This is a genomic window from Xenorhabdus stockiae (assembly GCF_002632825.1).
In the GTDB taxonomy this organism is placed as follows: Bacteria; Pseudomonadota; Gammaproteobacteria; order Enterobacterales; family Enterobacteriaceae; genus Xenorhabdus; species Xenorhabdus stockiae.
This window is the reverse complement of sequence record NZ_NJAJ01000025.1, coordinates 44,729-64,567: the sequence shown is the minus strand read 5'-3', so window position 1 is coordinate 64,567 and position 19,839 is coordinate 44,729. Positions and strand designations below refer to the sequence as shown.

Sequence of the window (19,839 nt, the reverse complement as noted above, 5' to 3'; positions counted from 1 at the left end):
AAGTGGAAGTACGTTATGAAAAAGTTCAGGCTCTCACTGCATCATAAATTATCCCGTGCTCTGGTCTGGGCACTGGCAATGCCGTTGAGCAGCCTGATGATCAGTTATCTGTCTGCCACTATGCTGGCAAGGCGGGAAGGCATCTCATTTATTGCCGTATTCCCGTATATCCTGATCAGTACACTATTGTCAGTACTCCTCGTTGCCGCAATGTGCTGGTTTTACCTTCAGGCACAAAGGCGTCCTTTGGCAGCCATACAGCAGGCAATCATCAGGACAGGAAAAGGCAAAATTATTGCACCATTACCTGAATCGGGGACATCTGGCACCCGGTCGGTTATCCGTGCTTTTAACCAAATGTCGGTGGCGCTTAAGTCGCTGGAGAATGATCGGGCTATTTTTATAGCGGGTCTCAGCCATGATTTACGTACTCCGCTGACACGGATACGGCTGGCGATGGAGCTGATTGACGGGAAAAATGATTTCCTTTGTGAGTCCGTGAATCATGATATTGAAGAGTGTAATGCAATCATTAGCCAGTTCATCGATTATCAGCGGGCCGGGCAGGATACGGCAAAAATTCGTTGTGAATTAAATCAGCTCATTGAGGAAGTGATGAGGGCAGAAAAAGCGGCGATTGCAGATAACCTGTCTGTTATTCCGGTTTTCATTATGGCCGACCCTCTGTCAGTGAAGCGTGTACTGGCGAATATGCTCACTAACGCTCAGCGTTATGGTAATGGATGGATCGGCATCAGCAGTGGAAAAACTGAAAAATTCGGCTGGTTTCAGGTGGAAGATGATGGCGCTGGTATCACAAAGGAAGACATTGATATTTTGTTCCAGCCTTTCAGGCAGGGAAAAGCGCATAGTATGAATAACCGCCATAATCACAGTGGCGTTGGGCTGGGGCTTGCCATTATCAGCCGTATCATCGACATGCATGACGGATACCTTGATGTGGGCAGAAGTGAAAGGGGGGGGGTATCCATTCGCGCTTATATCCCACTGGCGGCTGATTCCTAAATTCCTCATTCTGAACCGCTGTCATAAAAATGTCATAATTCGTACATTCTGCTGTCATCAAAGTGACTTATTTTTCCCTCCAGAATCATCTTTTTAAAACCAAACTACTACTAACAGTTGTTTTTGATGAATGATGTGTCTCTTAGCGGAGGGTGTATGAAACCAATGCGTCTCACTGTAGCAGGTATGATGGCAGCAGCATCAGTTATGGTATCTGTCTCTTCATTTTCAGCAACCAGTCTGACAGGAGCCGGAGCAACCTTTCCGGCACCGATATATACCCAATGGGCTGATTCCTATCAAAAAGAAACCGGCAACAAAATCAATTATCAGGGAATTGGTTCTTCGGGTGGCGTAAAACAGATCATAGCTGGCACGGTTGATTTTGGTGCTTCAGATGCACCACTCACCGATGAAAAACTGGCATCTGAGGGTTTATTCCAGTTTCCTACTGTGATCGGTGGCATTGTGTTGGCGGTGAACCTTCCGAATATCAAATCGGGCCAACTGGTGCTGGATGGAAAAACGCTGGGAGATATCTATCTTGGCACCATTAAGAAATGGAATGATCCCGCCATTGCGAAACTGAATCCGAATCTTAAACTTCCTGATCAGGACATTGCCGTTATTCGCCGTGCGGATGGCTCTGGTACTTCATTTGTCTTTACCAGTTACCTATCCAAAGTGAATAGTGACTGGAAAACAAAAGTCGGCGCCGGTTCTACAGTGAAATGGCCGACTGGGCTGGGAGGTAAGGGCAACGATGGTATTGCCGCATTTGTTCAGCGTTTACCCGGCTCCATTGGCTATGTTGAATATGCCTATGCGAAACAGAATAACCTTGCTTATACCGGGTTGATTACTGCTGACGGAAAGACAGTTGTTCCCACTGAGGCCAATTTCAGTGCGGCGGCAAAAGGTGCTGACTGGAGTAAAAGTTTCGCGCAGGATCTGACGAATCAACCGGGCGAGAATGCTTGGCCAATCACTTCAACAACATTCATCCTGATCCACAAACAGCAGAAAAATGGCGCAAATGGTGCAGAGGTTCTGAAGTTCTTCGACTGGGCTTATGAAAAAGGAGGCCGACAGGCGAAAGAGCTGGATTATGCCGTGTTGCCGCAGGATGTTATCAAACAGGTACGCGCAGCATGGAAAAGCAATATAAAGGATGAGCATGGCAATGCTCTGTACTAGCTCTTTATCGGGTGGAAACTGATAACTCTACCCAATGGATTTCAAGTTGCATCGCGGCGGCCAGGGAGCGAATCCTCGGGAGCATAGATAGCTATGTGACCGGGGTGAGTGAGTGCAGCCAACAAAGAGGCAACTTGAAAGACGAAGGGTATCAAATGGGAATTGAACGCATGGCAGAACATAAAGCCGATGACCAAACCAGTTTGCAAAAAGCTCCGGGCAGGTATGGCGATATCATTTTCAGTGTACTGGTCAGGTTGGCTGCGTTGATGACGCTATTCCTGCTGGGAGGGATCATCATTTCGTTGTTTGTTGCTTCCTGGCCGAGTATGCAGCAGTTTGGAATAGCTTTCCTGTGGCAGAAAGACTGGGATGCGCCGGCAGAGATCTTTGGTGCACTGGTACCGATTTACGGCACATTAGTCACCTCGCTCATTGCCCTGATTATTGCCGTTCCGGTTAGTTTTGGTATCGCTCTGTTTTTGACAGAACTGGCACCAAACTGGCTGAAACGGCCACTTGGTGTGGCAATTGAGTTACTGGCGGCCATTCCCAGTATTGTTTATGGCATGTGGGGGCTGTTCGTGTTTGCTCCGCTTTTTGCCACCTATTTTCAGCAGCCTGTCGGTGCAGTGTTGTCGGGCATTCCCATTGTAGGGGAACTGTTTTCCGGCCCGGCCTTCGGTATCGGTATTCTGGCTGCGGGGATCATTCTTGCCATTATGATTATTCCCTATATTGCTTCTGTGATGCGTGATGTCTTTGAACAGACTCCGGTCATGATGAAAGAGTCGGCTTACGGCGTTGGCTGCACAACATGGGAAGTGATCTGGCATATCGTTCTGCCTTACACCAAAAATGGTGTCATCGGCGGCGTTATGTTGGGGCTGGGGCGGGCATTAGGGGAAACGATGGCAGTGACTTTCATTATCGGTAATACCTACCAGTTGGATAGTTTTTCGCTCTATATGCCGGGAAACAGTATCACCTCTGCGCTGGCAAACGAATTTGCCGAAGCTGAGCCGGGCCTGCATACTTCTGCTCTGATGGAGCTGGGGCTGATTTTATTTGTGATCACTTTTATTGTTCTCGCGTTGTCAAAACTGATGATTATGCGTCTGTCCAGAAATGAGGGGCGCTAAATAAAATGGCGATTACTGATAAACGAACAAATGGTAGTGTTGGCTCAGAAAGCCATGCCAGCCGCAACCGAAGGCAAGTTTGGCGGCGTCAGAAAAACCGTCTAGCCCTGTTTCTGTCTATGGCAACAATGGCTTTTGGTCTGTTCTGGCTGGTCTGGATTTTAATTTCTACAATCACCAAAGGCATTGATGGCATGTCTGTGGCGTTATTCACTGAAATGACACCACCACCTAACAGTGAGGGAGGCGGGCTGGCAAACGCTATCGTCGGCAGTGGGCTCCTGATTTTCTGGGCAACGGTGTTTGGCACACCTTTAGGGATTATGGCGGGGATCTATCTGGCTGAATATGGCCGTCGCTCTTTGTTGGCTGAAATGGTTCGCTTTATTAACGATATCCTGCTTTCGGCCCCCTCTATTGTGGTTGGGCTATTTGTCTACACCATAGTGGTCATGAAGATGCAGCATTTCTCCGGTTGGGCAGGGATTATTGCACTGGCTTTGTTACAAATTCCCATTGTCATCCGCACAACGGAAAATATGCTGAAACTGGTGCCGAATAACTTACGTGAAGCCGCTTATGCACTGGGAACACCGAAATGGAAAATGATCACCGCTATCACGTTAAAAGCCTCCATATCCGGCATTATTACCGGCGTCCTGCTGGCTATTGCCCGTATTGCCGGTGAAACTGCGCCTTTGTTGTTTACTTCCCTTTCTAACCAATTCTGGAGCACAGACCTCAGCCAACCCATTGCTAACCTGCCTGTCACCATTTTCAAATTTGCCATGAGTCCATTTTCGGACTGGCAGCAGCTGGCATGGGCCGGCGTTTTGCTGATTACCCTGTGTGTATTGTTGATTAATATTTTGGCTCGGGTTTTGTTTGCCAAAAAGAAATTTGCCGGTAAAAAATTCTGAAACTGAAGAGAGAAGCTGTTGATGAATAAGGTTAATAATGATGTGGCAGGGAGTAAGATTCAGGTGCGTGATCTGAACTTCTATTATGGCAAATTTCATGCCCTGAAAAATGTGACGTTAGATATTGCACAGAATAAAGTGACCGCTTTTATTGGCCCTTCAGGGTGTGGCAAGTCAACATTGCTGCGCACCTTTAATAAAATGTATGAATTGTACGGAGAACAGAGAGCAGAAGGTGAGATCCTGCTTGATGGGACAAATATTCTGGCCGATAAACAGGATATAGCTTTACTGCGGGCTAAGGTGGGAATGGTTTTCCAGAAACCGACACCTTTTCCGATGTCGATTTACGACAATATTGCGTTTGGAATACGTTTGTTTGAAAAACTTCCAAGAGCTGAAATGGATGAACGGGTGCGATGGGCACTGACGAAAGCGGCATTGTGGAACGAAACAAAAGATAAACTGCATCAGAGCGGTTATAGCCTGTCAGGAGGCCAGCAGCAGCGTTTGTGTATTGCCCGTGGTATTGCCATTCGTCCAGAAGTTTTGTTGCTGGATGAACCCTGCTCGGCCCTCGACCCGATTTCTACGGGGCGTATTGAAGAGCTTATCAGTGAACTGAAAGCGGAATATACCGTTGTGATCGTGACTCATAATATGCAGCAGGCAGCACGTTGTTCTGATTACACGGCTTTTATGTACTTGGGTGAGCTGATTGAATTCAGTGACACTGATATTTTGTTCACCACACCCAAAATGAAGCAGACCGAAGATTACATTACCGGTCGTTACGGTTGATACAGGCAGAAATGGGGTAGCTAAAGATGGACAATCTGAATTTCGGCAGGCATATCTCAGGCCAGTTCAACGCTGAACTGGAACATATCCGTACTGAACTTATGGCGATGGGCGGATTAGTGGAGGAGCAGCTTAGCAAAGCGATTCTGGCGATGCACAATCAGGATAGAGAGCTGGCTCAGCAGGTCATTGAAGACGATGAAAAAGTGAATATGATGGAAGTGGCAATAGATGAAGCCTGTGTTCGAATTATTGCCAAGCGTCAGCCGACGGCCAGTGATCTGCGCCTGATTATGGTTATCTCAAAAACCATTGCGGAGCTTGAGCGCATTGGTGATGGAGCGAATAAAATCTGTCAGACCGCGCTGGAGCGGTTTTCTCAGCAGCATCAACCGTTGCTGGTCAGTCTGGAGTCTTTGGGCTGGCATACCATCCGAATGCTGCATGATGTACTGGACGCTTTTGCTCGCATGGATTTGGCTGAAGCCATTCGTATCTATCGTGAAGACAAAAAAGTGGATCAGGAATATGAAGGCATTGTCCGTCAGTTAATGACCTATATGATGGAAGATCCGCGTACTATCCCAAGCATTATGACCGCACTCTTCTGTGCCCGCTCTATTGAACGTATCGGTGATCGCTGTCAGAACATTTGTGAGTTTATTTTCTATTACGTAAAGGGGCAGGATTTTCGTCATATTGGTGGCGATAAACTGGAAGAGCTGCTGACAAAAGGTGAGTAATTTTTATTCCAAAATAATATAAATATAGTATTTTATATTATTTCATGTGCTATGCCGAAATTGATAGCTTTTGTTAAACAATGAACAATTATTGATAACAGGGGTGTCCAATGAAATACCGCAATCAATCTCGGCGTAATCAATCCCGAATAGCACTGACTGCATTACTGACCGGTCTGGTATTGGCTTCAGGTGTCGCTAAGGCAGATAAACTTGATGATATAAAAAAAGCAGGCACAGTTCGTATTGCGGTATTTGATAGTAACCCGCCTTTTGGTTTTATTGATCCTCAAACAAAAAAACTGGCAGGTTATGATGTGGATATCGCCAATGCCATTGCCAACGATCTGGGTGTAAAACTGGAACTGCGCCCGACCAATCCCGCTAACCGTATTCCACTCCTTTCATCCAAAAAAATTGATTTAATTGCCGCGAACTTCACGATTACCGATGAACGCGCAAAACAGGTGGATTTCTCCATTCCTTACTTTGCCACAGGGCAAAAATTTATTGCACGTAAAGGCGTTCTGACTAACCCGGACGATATCGCTAAACTGCGTATCGGCGCAGATAAAGGGACAGTACAGGAAATTACGTTGCGTGAACGTTATCCAACGACCAAAGTTATCTCTTATGACGATACTCCGCTGGCATTTGCTGCATTGAGAAATGGTAATGTTCAGGCGATCACGCAGGATGATGCCAAATTAGTTGGCCTGCTGGCCAATGTGCCTGAGGTGCAAAAAGCAGATTTTGAAATCTCTCCGTTCAGCATTACCCGTGAATATCAGGCAGTAGCGGCTTCAAAAGGAGAAGCCCGCTTGGTTGATTCCGTAAACCAGACATTACTGAAACTGGAAAAAGAAGGCGAAGCCGAAAAAATTTATAACCGCTGGTTTGGCCCTGAAACAAAATCGGCTCAGCCGCGTGGTGATTTCAGATTCGCTCCGTTAAACAATCAGGCAGAGTAATAGATAGCACCTGAAATGATAGCGAAAGCCAGCCCCGTCTTTGCACGGGGCTGCGCCGTTTGTTGATATACCCGTTGTCTTTCAGGTTGCCTTTTTGTTGGCTATGCTCACTCACCCCGGTCATATGGATGAGTTTCCTTGCCGCCGCGATGCAACTCGAAATCTATAGGGTATGGGGTGAATATTATTAATATGGTGAACGCGTTATGTTTGAGCAATTTCTCGGCGAGCACTTATTGGCTTCTGAATATCTGCAATGGCTCTGGCAAGGGTTCCTGATTACGTTGTGGATCTCTGCCTGTACTATTGTTTTTTCTACTTTATTAGGTTTTGTCATTGCGGCTGCACGGGACAGCCAAATTACGCCATTGCGTTGGCTGGTTACAGCCTATACCTCGATATTCCGTAATACGCCACTGTTGGTACAACTCTTTTTCTGGTATTTCGCCTCAGGCCAGATTTTGCCCCAGGCCGCTATGATCTGGCTGAATACTTCCCATGAAATCACACTGGCAGGTTCAACACTGGAATGGCCTTCATTTGAGTTTCTGGCCGGGTTTATCGGTTTGACACTCTATTCAGCGCCTTTTGTCGCGGAAGAACTGAGAGCAGGCATGCAGGGGATTGGGCGTGGGCAAAAATATGCGGCTCAGGCTCTGGGCTTAACTGGCTGGCAGGCGATGCGCTATGTTGTGCTGCCACAAGCACTGAAAATTGCTATGCCGCCCCTGTTAGGACAGTACATGACTATCGTTAAGAACTCATCATTAACGATGGCGATTGGTGTGGCTGAACTTTCCTATGCTTCCCGTCAGGTAGAAACACAATCCCTGAAAACATTTGAAGCGTTTGGTGTTGCGACAGTGCTTTACATTGCGATTATTGCGGTGATGGAAGGCTGGGGGCAGTGGCGTCAGCAGAGAATACTGGCGAGGGGGCATTGATATGGATTTTACTGTTATCGCTGAAAACTGGCGCTACCTACTGTTGGGCACATTTCCTGACGGGCCACTGGAAGGTGCCGCATTAACACTGATAATCAGCCTGATGGCCGGAGCAATTTCCATTGTTTTAGGAATTGTGGCAGGCGTTGCACTGGCGATGCTGCGTGGTTTCTGGGTAAACCTGCTGGCGGCGGTGTTGGGTTTTTTCCGTGCTATACCGGTTATTATGCTGATTTTCTGGACTTACTTCCTGTTGCCGGTGGTATTGGGAATGGAAATTCCCGAAATTACAACGGTTGTCTGCGCACTGGCTCTGATCACCTCTTCTTATCTGGCTCACGGTGTTAAAGCAGGTATTCTGGCAATCGGAGAAGGCCAATGGCGAGCAGGGTTGTCTTTGGGCTTTAATCGCTGGGAAGTGTTGTGGCATATCGTTTTACCACAGGCTTTGCGCATGATGGTGCCTTCGTTTATCAACCAGTGGATTGCATTAATCAAAGATACCTCATTGGCTTATATTGTCGGTGTGGCAGAACTGTCATTTCTGGCAACACAGGTTAATAACCGCAGTATGGTTTACCCGATGGAAGTCTTTTTATTTGTCGCATTAGTGTATTTCGTGATGTGTTTATCACTGGAATTGACAGCAAACTATGTGGCTCGTCGTTTCTCTGTAAGGCGAGAAAGAAAGGGATTTTTCACGTTTTGGTCTAAAAAGGAATTAACGATGGTTTCTAACGCTAATATTAAATGTTAGCCAGATATTTGGCTTGTTTCACCTGTTAACTCTCCGCGATTGAAGTGGGGAGTTATTATCTCTATTATGTTTTGAGTTTGATAAAAACACCCTGAAAGGGAAGTTATTTGAATTTGAGAATATAGTATGAGTATAAAAAGTATATTAGTTAACAGTCAATTTAAAAAACTTTTAGAGTTGCATGGGGAAATAGATGAAAAGGTTAAGCATGGTGCCCCATCATTATTGGATGAGCCGGAACTTATTAATCTAAAAAAAGAAGTATCTATTGCATCTTATTCAGGAGAAAGTTTACTTCAGGCATTATTTCCAGTATTGATAGTTTTTTCCTATATAATATTAGTTATTGTGTTTTATGGGTTCTATTTTGATTCAGATGTTGCTGGTTTCCAACGTTCTGCTAATATATTTATTATTTCCTCTACTTCGGCTTTAACCCTATACGCATATAAAGGCCATCTCTTAGCTTTAAAGACATTGAATGTGCTGAATACATTAGGTATTGTTTTTGCAATATTTATATTCATGCTTGATTATTTTGTCTATTATATGCATCACGAGTGGCATTTGTTAATAATAGTGGTTTTTAACTTTTTCACTAATCGAGTTATTATTAATAGCCACCATTTTTCTCATAGTATGAAGGAAAACTTATGGTATAAGATAAATAATGATCTCTTGCAAAATAAGATAAATAAATCAATAGAAAAAAAAGAAATTGAATCTGATGTTAATAATAAAAAAAGGAGTGTGTTAAAAATAATTTGGCAATATTGCATGTTAAATGAAAATATAAGAAAAACCTTTCAAGAAATTAATGTGCTAAATCAGAGGGTAAAAAATAATGACAAGAATTTGCTGAATGATAACAAGTTAAGTAAATATAATGGGTTATTATTGTTCAGTATAAATAAAAAAGTATTGATAAAAACAGTGTTATCTATGGTTTTATTGGTTAAGGCTTATGTAATGACAGCATTTATATTGCTATCTAGTCTTGATAACAAAAATGATCTTCCTATTTTGTTTTTTATTATCGCATTAGTGTTAATATTTTCTTCTTTCTCTGTTTTACTAACGCACAAAGGCGTTGTTTTTGGTTTTAAGATGCTGATTTCTGCACATTATCTCTTTTTTGTATTATTTTTACTATTATTGGGGTTGAAGTTTATTGCGGGAATAATAGAATATAGAAATATTTCTTTATATATTATAGCAATAGATTTTTTACTGGCATTTTTTATGTTAAATACTCGAAACTATAACTATTATCTCAGAGAACTACATTATTTTTTGGCATGGCATCGGATGATTATGAAATTATAGTATTTCTGGTAAACAATCTTGCAACGGTGATACTCTAGGATCGAGTGGAGCATTACTTAGCTGTTGCAAGATGGGATATTGGCTAATGATATATTTGAAAAGTAAATTCTTTTATATTTTGCAAGGTTTTTCCACTAATGATATAACTGAAAAGCTACGACTCTCAGCCAGAACACTCGCGAATCATATTCAAAATGTATATAGAAAAACAGGGGTAAAATGTAAAAAAGATTTAGTGGCATATTGTTATGAAAATAACATTGCTAACTATATCCCTGAAAGTTTTTTCAGGGAATCACAGTCTATTACTTTTGAAAAATAATTATTCACATATGTCTGAAAAGCATACTCTATCATGGGATAGGTGGGATTCTGGGCATAAAAATATTAATTCCACCTTTTCATGAGCGACAAGTTGATGTGCTGTATTCGGATAAATACAGAAAATAGATCCTTGGGAGAACTGCCTTTTTTGGACATCATGAATATCATTATTTACTACTTCACCTGTCCAGATTTCGCCTTCACCAGAAAGTATTATATACCATTCATCTCCGTTGCTGTGGTTATGGCACCCAACTTTTTTACCTGCATTAATAGACGTGGCATAAGCATTTAAGCCTTCTTTTTTTATCATGTGCCTGACAGAAATACCCACTGCATCATCTTTGATGGCTTCTTCTGTAGAAAAGCTAGCAAAATCTATCACAATTACATCCTTATATTTAAAATGAGAACTTTCTACTCTTTTTTGATTGAGTATTAAAACTTAACATTTATTCATGTGTAAAAAAATAATTTTTTTTAATTATCAGAATTATGTCTCATTTATATTAAATGTTTTGCTATTTTTACCTACATTGGGGGATGAGTATTTTTTTCAGAATGGGTAGCAATATATACCAGTGTTATTGGCTATTAGATGAAGGTTTAATCCTATATTTCATAAATCTCGCCTCAATATTGTTATATGTTATGGTTGCGGTGACAATGACGATAAAATAGATGCTTAATGCCAGTAAATTATTGAGAAAAATATTACCGGTAGTCAAGTTTCTCCTTCCTGCGATGAGCTGAGTTAACTCTATGCCCGTTTTTTTCTGAATAATAAACATTATTGTTGTAATAATTAATATTACTGCCACATGAACCATATAAAGAGAGTAAGATATTTTACCTAAATGCTGCATGTATTTATTAAGGAAAAAAGAGGAAATAATACCTCTTTGATATGCCAGGGTGAAAATAGTAAGGCAATAAATAACAGTGCAGATTATTTGCTTGGCTTCATATTGGGAATTGACAAAATAAATGAGAAACACCACACAGAGAATTTCTAAAATAGTTGCCGTAATAGTGCTTATTTTTATATCAGAGAAAATCCTGAAAATACTATAGGTAAATGCTCCAGCAAAAAAACTTGATACTCCTCGTGTAACAGCTTGTTGTAATATAGGGTTGCCACTGACAAGCAGCCATAAAGTGGCTACAGATATTAATAGCCATATTAGAGGAGCGATATTCATTTTTCTAAAAGTAATAATGGTTAAATACAGTATAATATATGTATAGAATTCGACACTAAGACTCCACGTAGGGTAATTAAAAGTCAGATTGAGATAATGTGTTGTGGGAGTCCATGATTGAATTAAAAAGAGATTGGGTAAAATCTCCGAGGGCGCAGTTCTGCCGGTAAATGGTGTTGTATCAAAATGAATGCCAGCGTTTTTTTGAATCAATAATCGACAAAATTCCAGAAATATAAATATCAATAACATTAATATGTGAAGAGGGAATATTCTGAAAAAACGGGAAGATATATATGGAGTAAATTTTACATCTCTATATGCATAGGTATGTGTCAGTACAAATCCACTAAGTACAAAGAAAAGCTCCACAATAATATAACAGGTACGAAAAAAATGAAGTTCGGTAAATGCACCAATAATATGTAAATGACCAGTCACAACAATTAAAGCACCGATTCCTCTGACCGCATCTAAAGATTCAAATCGCTTCATCATACCCATCTCATTCAATATGTAAATTTTAACTATGTACAATTAAAAATAATTATTTTTAAATAAAATTAATATATTTAGTGACTTCATAGTATGTAAAAAGGAGACTAATAACCGCTATAAAAAAGTGGCCGGAGTTATCTTTTATCTTAATATGTTTTATCGTTAGCGTGTGGCAACCTAAATAGGCATTGAAGCCAATATCTGCATAATGCTCACAAATTTTCGATATGGTCAAGTTTCATTTGTTTCAATAACCATGATTTATATTTGAATTAACTTAATGAATTTTTTTGATGTGACGGTTCTATATGATTATTCGAAATAATTTGAAAGTGGCGTCCTCAGTAATGATTGCTTACGCCACTTTTTAAGATAAATTAGCTGTGCTTTTTCGGGGTAAACAACGCAATTATGGTAGCGCTTAACAATAGCAATGCGCCTGATATGGTTAAAACGGACAGAAATGCGCTATCAAAGGCCAGTTTTGCTGCCTGAAGCAATGATAAAGCCATATCGCCCTTTAGCCCTTCTGCGACGATAATCGCTTCATCAATACTATTCTGTAATGCATTACTGACTGATTCTGATACAGGGATATCAGCTGGTAGGGTAAATGCTGCTGTATAAATTGCTACCAACAGGCTACCGAGTACAGCAACCCCAATCAGACCTCCAAGTTCATAGGCAATTTCTTCAATTGAGGCTGCTGTACCTGCGCTATGCTCGGGGGCGCTGAACATGATGGAGGTAGAAGCTGCTGTCATCGCAGCACCGACACCAAATCCAATCATGGAGAATGTCGTGATTTGTACCAACATTCCGGACCGGAAGCCAATGAGATAGCCAAAAATACCTAATCCTGCCAGAAAAAGTGAAAGCCACATAATTCTTCCTGAACCCAATTTGGGTATAACAAGACCCACTAATGGCCCGGCAACGAAAGAAGCTAATGGGATAGGTAAAATAAATAATCCTGCCTGTAAAGGCGATAAACCAGCAATAAGTTGCAGCCGCTGACTGACTATTAATTCAACTCCCATCAGGGCTGCGGTGCTAACAAAAGCGGTCGCGACACCGGTAGCAAAACCATAGGATTTTAATGAAGTAAAGTCTATGATCGGTGCAGGTGAACGACGTTGCCGATAAACGAACATCATCGTGAATATCATCCCGATTGCACTGGCTATAATGGCAGTTCCCATTGATGGGGCTTGTTTGCTGATTTCTTTGAGAGCAAAAGTAATGCCAATCAGCCCGATCATAATTTGGACGGAGGCCAGCAGATCGAATGTGCGTTGTGGGTTACTCTGGCTTTTCGTAATAGTGAATAGAGCGAATATCAACGCAATAATGACGATTGGGACGTTGATCAGGAAAACGGAACCCCACCAGAAATATTCCAGCAGTATTCCACCTATGACGGGACCGAGTGCCGCGCCCCCCGCAGCAACAGCGGACCAGATACCGATGGCAAGAGCGCGTTCTCCGGGTTCTTCGAAAACCTGACGGATTATTGCGAGTGTGGCCGGCATCATCATTGCGGCACCGATGGCAAGTATCACTCGTGCACAGATCAACATACTCGTATTTGGAGAAAATGCTGCCATCATTGAAGCAATACCGAATACAGCTAATCCGGTAGTAAATAATTTTTTGGCACCAAAGCGATCACTTAGAGCACCCGCTCCGGGAAGCAGGCCTGCAATGGTTAATGAATAAGCATTCATGATCCATAACTTCTCAGTGGAAGATGCTCGTAAATCGTATGTTAAACGTGGTAAAGCTGTATAGAGGACTGTCATGTCGATGACAATCAGCAAAAGTGCACTGGAAATAACAGCCAGCACAAGCCAGCGAGTATTTGATTTCATGAAAGAACTCATCAGTGTGGTTTAGGGAGCCTGTATCGCCAACCCTTGACGGTACAAATTGCGCACATTATAAATACATACGTATTGAATTAAAAGAGAGTAATAATGGGACGACGTAAAACAATTGACCGAAACATTCTGTTGGATGCAGCAGAACAAATTGTCACCACACATGGGGCATCGGCTCTTACCATTGATGCGGTAGCAAAGGCCGTCGGGATCACTAAGGGTGGGGTTCAATACAGTTTTAATACGAAAGATGCGCTTATTGAGGCGATGTTTGAACGTTGGGGGCTTGGCTACGAGGAACAATTCTACAAAATAGCCGGAGAAGCTCCTGATCCACTGACTGCAATACGTGCGCACATTGAAGCAAGTCAATGTTCCGATGAAGTGTCATCGGCGAAAGCAGCGGGGCTGATGGCATCGTTATTGCAAACACCGGAACATCTGGAATCAACCCGTGACTGGTATCGTGAGCGCATCGCTAATTTGGATACAACAACAGCAGAAGGTCGTCTGGCCCGTTTAGCTTTTTTGGCGACAGAAGGTGTATTTATTTTACGTTTCTTTGGCTTGATGGATATTGGTAAGGATGAATGGGCGGATATTTTCAGCGATATTCTGGAGATGGCACCTTCTGAAAATAGTGAATAAAAACAGCGCCCATTAGTGTAGTTCGTTAATAATCACTTTGTGATATAACTTATTGATTGTACTCATGGCAATCGTTTTCTTTTTTGATCTTTTAGGATAACGATTTATTTTGATTTCCTGTAGGATGAATCGAAAACTTCATCTGTTTAGGAATAAAACATTAATGAGTACACTCAATTCAGGCTCTGCAAATAGTCAGGGTTTACTTCAGCGCGTGTTTAAACTGGAAGAGCATGGTACAACAGTTCGCACTGAGATGATTGCGGGGCTGACAACCTTTCTGACGATGGTTTATATCGTCTTTGTGAACCCACAAATTCTGTCTGTTGCCGGAATGGATATTAAAGCTGTATTTGTCACAACCTGCTTAATTGCTGCACTTGGCAGCATTATGATGGGGATAGTGGCTAATTTACCTGTTGCGGTTGCGCCTGCTATGGGTCTGAATGCATTTTTTGCCTTCGTTGTTGTTGGTGCTATGGGTGTTTCGTGGCAGGTTGCGATGGGCGCAATTTTCTGGGGTGCTGTAGGGCTGCTGATCCTGACGATTTTCCGCATCCGTTACTGGATGATAGCGAATATTCCCGTGGGGCTGAGAGTCGGTATTACCAGCGGTATCGGGCTTTTTATTGCTATGATGGGGCTGAAAAATGCCGGCATTATTGTACCGAATCCAGATACGATCGTTTCTATTGGTAACTTTACTACTCATAACGTCCTGTTGGGAGCGCTGGGCTTTTTTATCATTGCTATTTTAGCAGCACGTAATTTCCATGCCGCAGTATTGCTGTCCATCGTAATAACGACGGGGATCGGGTTTATGCTGGGGTATGTGGAATATCAGGGAATTTTTGATTTGCCACCCAGTGTTATGAGTGTTGTCGGGCATGTTGATGTGAAAGGCGCGCTGGATATCGCATTAGTCGGGATTATTTTTTCTTTTATGCTAGTGAACCTATTTGATTCATCCGGTACGCTGATTGGTGTGACCGATAAAGCCGGCCTTGCTGACAGTAACGGTAAATTCCCGCAGATGAAGCAGGCTCTGTATGTTGATAGCATCAGCTCAGTGGCAGGTTCTTACATCGGCACTTCTTCGGTAACCGCTTTTGTAGAAAGTTCTTCTGGCGTCTCTGTGGGTGGCCGTACTGGGTTAACTGCTGTCGTCGTTGGTATTTTATTCCTGCTGGTGATGTTTATTTCTCCACTGGCCAGTATGGTTCCGGCTTATGCTACGGCGGGTGCGCTGGTTTATGTCGGCGTTTTGATGACATCCAGCCTGACACGGGTAAAATGGGATGATCTGACGGAATCCGTTCCGGCATTTATCACCGCTGTTATGATGCCATTCAGCTTCTCAATTACTGAAGGTATTGCACTGGGCTTTATGGCTTATTGCGTGATGAAACTGGGAACAGGAAAATGGCGGGAGATAGGCCCGTGCGTTATTGTTGTCACGTTGCTGTTTGTGCTGAAAATGGTATTTGTCGATGCCTGATAATTATAATCTCAGCTAAACAGAGTACCGAGCAATATAAAAAAGCCTGATGTATCAGGCTTTTTTATAGAAATTATACAAAATATTTTTCTAAAAAAAGATTAATGGCGGCTTTCTGGTGCAATAAAACCGATGCAAATTACTTCAGATTCCGCGCCGGGCTGTGCCTGAAAAGTGAAATCTTCCTTATGGCTGAGAGTTAATGCAGGCCATGTAGCCAACGTGGACTGGAAATGCTCCTGTGAGCAGTTCTTCCCTCTTTTCCCCACCAGCACTGCACCATATTTGACAATATCACTCTCTTTAATATGGCGATTATAAATATTAGGCGGCGCACCGTTACCGGTTTCCCACGGCTGTATGGTTTGGGGGCGATAGTGGCTGTAGAACGTCAGCCATTGATGCAGGTATTCACCTCCAACATAATGCAGTGGTGTTGAATACAATTCATCCCAGCGCTGATCCAGCTGGCTGGAAAAGATTTTTATTCCGGCAAATTTTTCTCCTGCACCACGGACATTTGTCAGCATAATACTGGCATAGCCAATGAGAACTACGACAGCAAACACAGCCAGACCTCGCAATGTCCCTGTTAAGGATTTATGGGGGGGTACGGTTATCGAGCCGACTAGCAGCGCTGGAGCTACTGCCATGAAAGGCTGTAGCCATTCGGTCATGCGCCCGCCCTCATTGAAGGAAAACCAGCCATAAATAATCAGCAGGGGCAGCAGAATGACAATATTGGTCAGTTGATTAGATTGCTGTTTTGGCCAGCCAATTTTTCCGCCTAATAGATAAATAATGGTACTGACGATAATGAGAGGATAAAAGACTGAAAACAGAGAGCGCGTGGTGTGCAGATTAAATCCTTGCTTGATTTGCGAGTCTACCCATTTGAAGGCAGAAAAATCGTTATTTACCAGCCACCAGATATTGGGTAACACCAACATCAGCCATAGCACAAGCGCCAGATAAAACAGTGGTTCCCGATAATGTCGCCGTACTTTGGGAACAAACAGAGAAAGTAAAAAGACTGAGCCAACAATCGAGAGTGAAGAGTACTTACTCATTGTTGCCAACCCTGTAGCTAACGCGAACGCCAGCCACCATTTGGGATGATCATCGATAGCCTTCAGGAAGAACAATAGTGACCACGACCACAACATTACCAGCAGATAATTGTCATTATACGGAATGATATCGAAATTGATGACGCCAGACAGATTGAGAGACAGCATAGCCAGCCATGCCAGTTCAATTTTTCCTGTTAAGCGCAAAGCCAGCTGCCAGACACCCATCATACCTACAGCAATGACAGCAAAATGGATGAAATACCAATAAAAACTGAGAGAAATATGGCTGATATGAATAGCTGGTAACATCACAACACCCACCAGCCACGGGTTTTTCGGGGAACCCCATTCACCGTTTATGCCCCAGTTCAGGGCTTCTACAGCATCATAGGGAACAGTCGGATCAAGGTAATAACTTACTAACATCCATAAGACAGCATAACCAATACACCAAAGATACAATGAAGTTCTATAAGAAATATCAAAGAAACGCATAGTTGCTAAGGCTTATATTATTTGAGTTAAGGTAACTCAAAATAGTAGCTGAACTTGAAAGAATAAGTGAATGACATTGGATGTTATATGTGGATTCTGTTAGATTCCGCCGAAAATATCTTGATAACACGAGTTGAGTCACACGCTATGAATCAGTTAAAGAAAAAATCCCCGGCAAGAGCCTCTGCGGGTAAGCACAAAAGAAAAAGCCGTGAAGAATTAAACGCAGAAGGGCGTGAGCGTAAGCGCCAGAAAAAACATCGCGGTAATCCATCCGGTAATCGCCATCAGGAAAGTAACCAGAAAAAACAGACTGGTACTAAGCAAGAGAGAGATCCTCGTATCGGGAGTAAAGTCGCGGTTCCGTTGATTGTTGGTGAAAAAGCAGTCGCTAAGCCAGTAGCGAAACAGCCTAAAGCGCCCGAAAAACCTCGCTTGTCAGCGCGGGAAGAACTGGAAATGCTGGAAAATGATGAACGTCTGGATGATTTGCTGGCACGTCTTGAGCAGGGTGAAAACCTTTCCGAAGAAGATAATGTCTATGTCGATAAGATGCTCGATCGCATTGATGTTCTGATGGAAGAGCTGGGTATCGATCTGGAAGAGGATGACAGCGAAGAAGAAAAACAAGACGACATTATGCAGTTGCTGAAAGGTAAATAATTCCTGAAGGTTAACGGTTCTGAATGGCTAGCCATTCATGCATAAATTATCTTGATCATCAAAGGCGGTATACACTTCGTTTTTCAGGTTGCCTCTTTGTTGGCTGCGCTCGCTCACCCCGGTCACATAGTTATCTATGTTCCCGGGGACTTACTCTATCTCTTGCCACCGTGACGCATTTTGAAATCCATTGTGTATATACCCATACTTTCAATATGGTATTTGCTATGCTGATTGGGTAAACTATAGCAGCCCATTTGATAGGCCAGAACAGCGGAAGAGATAAGCATGTCAGAGCAAGCCATTGTCTGGGATCTGCCTTTGATCCAAAAATATAATTATTCAGGGCCTCGTTATACTTCATACCCAACAGCGCTGGAATTTAACCAGCAGTATGATAATGCGGCGTTCATACAGGCCGCAGCGCGTTACCCTGAGCGTCCTCTTTCCCTTTATATTCATATCCCGTTTTGTCATAAACTTTGTTATTTCTGCGGCTGCAATAAGCTGGTTACGCGGCAGAAACATAAAGCGGATGATTATCTGGCTGTTCTGGAACAAGAGATAGCAACAAGGGCAAAGTTATTTCCTCATCGGAAAGTCAGTCAGATGCACTGGGGGGGAGGAACGCCGACGTATCTCGATAAGATGCAGATTAGCCGATTGATGTCGATGTTGCGTAGCCACTTCTGTTTTCTGCCCGATGCTGAAATTTCCATAGAAATTGATCCGCGTGAAATTGAGCTGAATGTCATTGATCATCTGCGCAATGAGGGTTTTAACCGACTGAGTATGGGAGTGCAGGATTTCAACAAGGAAGTTCAGTGTCTGGTCAATCGTGAACAGGACGAGGATTTTATCTTCGAATTGGTCAATCGTGCCCGCGAGACAGGTTTTACATCAACCAGTATTGATTTGATTTATGGCCTACCCAAGCAGACACCGGAAAGTTTTGCTTTCACATTGCAGCGTGTACTGGCGTTATCGCCGGATCGTCTGAGTGTGTTCAATTATGCTCACATGCCGAATCTATTTGCGGCACAACGCAAAATTAAAGAGAGTGATTTACCGAGTGCGGCACAGAAACTGGATATTTTGCAGCAAACTATCGCGACTTTAACAGGTAACGGCTATCAGTTTATTGGCATGGATCACTTCGCTCGCCCTGATGATGAATTAGCGATTGCCCAAAGAGAAGGTGTACTGCATCGCAATTTTCAGGGATACACCACCCAAGATGACTGTGACTTATTGGGCATCGGTGTTTCGGCTATCAGTATGTTGGGCGACTGTTATGTACAGAACCAAAAAGATCTCAAAACCTACTATGCTGAGGTAAACGCGCAGGGGCATGCGTTATGGCGGGGGTTAGCGCTGACGCAAGATGATTGCATCCGTCGTGATGTGATTAAGGCACTGATTTGTAACTTCCGGTTAAATTTTGCTGATATTGAGTGTGCTTATAGCGTGAGTTTCACAGATTATTTCGCCGAAGATCTGCAATTATTGGCACCGTTGGTGCAAGATGGGCTGGTTGAAGTGAGTGAAAAGCAGATTCGGGTATCAGCAAAAGGGCGTTTGCTAATCCGCAATATTTGCATGTGTTTTGATCATTACCTGCGTAATCAAATGCGCCAGCGGCAGTTTTCACGGGTGATATGAATTTGTTGAGTATTCAAGTTAACTTTTAATCAATAGTTGGTTAAAATTAATGCACACCTTCAATTTTAA

Annotated in this window: 19 protein-coding genes; 15 read left to right on the top strand and 4 right to left on the bottom strand. The window is 42.9% G+C overall.

Annotation, left to right across the window (positions count from 1 at the left end; all coding sequences use genetic code 11):
- The first annotated feature begins 15 nt into the window (after positions 1-15).
- The 11 genes from Xsto_RS13570 (at position 16) to Xsto_RS13520 (ending at position 10,149) form a co-directional block, all read left to right on the top strand.
- Entirely contained in the window at positions 16-1,026 is a 1,011-nt protein-coding gene (locus tag Xsto_RS13570) for an ATP-binding protein (RefSeq protein WP_099125386.1), read from the top strand.
- A gap of 156 nt (positions 1,027-1,182) precedes the next feature.
- Positions 1,183-2,223, top strand: coding sequence for a phosphate ABC transporter substrate-binding protein PstS (gene pstS / locus Xsto_RS13565; RefSeq protein ID WP_099125385.1), 1,041 nt, complete (start codon positions 1,183-1,185; stop codon positions 2,221-2,223).
- A 155-nt stretch (positions 2,224-2,378) separates the two neighbouring features.
- On the top strand, positions 2,379-3,365 hold the full coding sequence (gene pstC / locus Xsto_RS13560; RefSeq protein WP_099109526.1) for a phosphate ABC transporter permease PstC: 987 nt from the start codon (positions 2,379-2,381) through the stop codon (positions 3,363-3,365).
- A gap of 5 nt (positions 3,366-3,370) precedes the next feature.
- A complete protein-coding gene (pstA, locus tag Xsto_RS13555) occupies positions 3,371-4,285 on the top strand; it encodes a phosphate ABC transporter permease PstA (RefSeq protein ID WP_099109525.1) in 915 nt (304 codons plus the stop codon).
- Positions 4,286-4,306: 21 nt separating this feature from the next.
- On the top strand, positions 4,307-5,086 hold the full coding sequence (pstB, locus tag Xsto_RS13550) for a phosphate ABC transporter ATP-binding protein PstB (protein WP_099125384.1): 780 nt from the start codon (positions 4,307-4,309) through the stop codon (positions 5,084-5,086).
- 26 nt (positions 5,087-5,112) lie between these two features.
- Entirely contained in the window at positions 5,113-5,829 is a 717-nt protein-coding gene (gene phoU / locus Xsto_RS13545) for a phosphate signaling complex protein PhoU (protein ID WP_099109523.1), read from the top strand.
- A 110-nt stretch (positions 5,830-5,939) separates the two neighbouring features.
- Positions 5,940-6,800: an ABC transporter substrate-binding protein gene (locus tag Xsto_RS13540; protein ID WP_099125383.1), complete on the top strand. Its 861-nt coding sequence runs from the start codon at positions 5,940-5,942 to the stop codon at positions 6,798-6,800.
- Between the two features lie 206 nt (positions 6,801-7,006).
- Positions 7,007-7,744 (top strand): amino acid ABC transporter permease, encoded by a 738-nt coding sequence (locus Xsto_RS13535; RefSeq protein ID WP_099125382.1) that lies wholly within the window; start codon positions 7,007-7,009, stop codon positions 7,742-7,744.
- A gap of 1 nt (position 7,745) precedes the next feature.
- Positions 7,746-8,501 carry an amino acid ABC transporter permease gene (locus tag Xsto_RS13530; RefSeq protein WP_099109520.1) on the top strand — a complete coding sequence of 252 codons (756 nt, stop codon included), beginning with the start codon at positions 7,746-7,748 and terminating at the stop codon, positions 8,499-8,501.
- 126 nt (positions 8,502-8,627) lie between these two features.
- Entirely contained in the window at positions 8,628-9,827 is a 1,200-nt protein-coding gene (locus Xsto_RS13525) for a hypothetical protein (RefSeq protein WP_099125381.1), read from the top strand.
- Between the two features lie 70 nt (positions 9,828-9,897).
- Complete coding sequence (locus tag Xsto_RS13520) at positions 9,898-10,149, top strand: LuxR C-terminal-related transcriptional regulator (RefSeq protein ID WP_099125380.1); 252 nt, start codon at positions 9,898-9,900, stop codon at positions 10,147-10,149.
- On the opposite strand, the gene Xsto_RS13515 is transcribed toward Xsto_RS13520, so the two are convergent.
- From Xsto_RS13515 to Xsto_RS13505, 3 genes are all read right to left on the bottom strand, one after another.
- Positions 10,150-10,536, bottom strand: a complete 387-nt coding sequence (locus Xsto_RS13515) for a cupin domain-containing protein (RefSeq protein ID WP_099109517.1) — start codon at positions 10,534-10,536, stop codon at positions 10,150-10,152.
- Between the two features lie 199 nt (positions 10,537-10,735).
- On the bottom strand, positions 10,736-11,851 hold the full coding sequence (locus Xsto_RS13510; RefSeq protein ID WP_169926649.1) for an acyltransferase family protein: 1,116 nt from the start codon (positions 11,849-11,851) through the stop codon (positions 10,736-10,738).
- Positions 11,852-12,228: 377 nt separating this feature from the next.
- Positions 12,229-13,722, bottom strand: a complete 1,494-nt coding sequence (locus Xsto_RS13505) for an MFS transporter (RefSeq protein ID WP_099109515.1) — start codon at positions 13,720-13,722, stop codon at positions 12,229-12,231.
- 105 nt (positions 13,723-13,827) lie between these two features.
- Here Xsto_RS13505 and Xsto_RS13500 point away from each other — a divergent pair, with 105 nt between their 5' ends.
- Positions 13,828-14,379, top strand: a complete 552-nt coding sequence (locus Xsto_RS13500; RefSeq protein ID WP_099125378.1) for a TetR/AcrR family transcriptional regulator — start codon at positions 13,828-13,830, stop codon at positions 14,377-14,379.
- A gap of 163 nt (positions 14,380-14,542) precedes the next feature.
- The gene (locus Xsto_RS13495; RefSeq protein ID WP_099125377.1) at positions 14,543-15,877 is read left to right on the top strand and encodes an NCS2 family permease; all 1,335 of its coding nucleotides are present in this window, start codon (positions 14,543-14,545) and stop codon (positions 15,875-15,877) included.
- Between the two features lie 101 nt (positions 15,878-15,978).
- Here the strand turns inward: Xsto_RS13495 and Xsto_RS13490 are convergent, their stop codons facing one another.
- The gene (locus Xsto_RS13490) at positions 15,979-17,445 is read right to left on the bottom strand and encodes a glycosyltransferase family 39 protein (RefSeq protein WP_099125376.1); all 1,467 of its coding nucleotides are present in this window, start codon (positions 17,443-17,445) and stop codon (positions 15,979-15,981) included.
- 147 nt (positions 17,446-17,592) lie between these two features.
- Here Xsto_RS13490 and yihI point away from each other — a divergent pair, with 147 nt between their 5' ends.
- Positions 17,593-18,108 (top strand): Der GTPase-activating protein YihI, encoded by a 516-nt coding sequence (gene yihI / locus Xsto_RS13485; RefSeq protein ID WP_099109573.1) that lies wholly within the window; start codon positions 17,593-17,595, stop codon positions 18,106-18,108.
- A 288-nt stretch (positions 18,109-18,396) separates the two neighbouring features.
- Entirely contained in the window at positions 18,397-19,770 is a 1,374-nt protein-coding gene (gene hemN / locus Xsto_RS13480) for an oxygen-independent coproporphyrinogen III oxidase (protein ID WP_099125375.1), read from the top strand.
- Positions 19,771-19,839 lie beyond the last annotated feature (69 nt).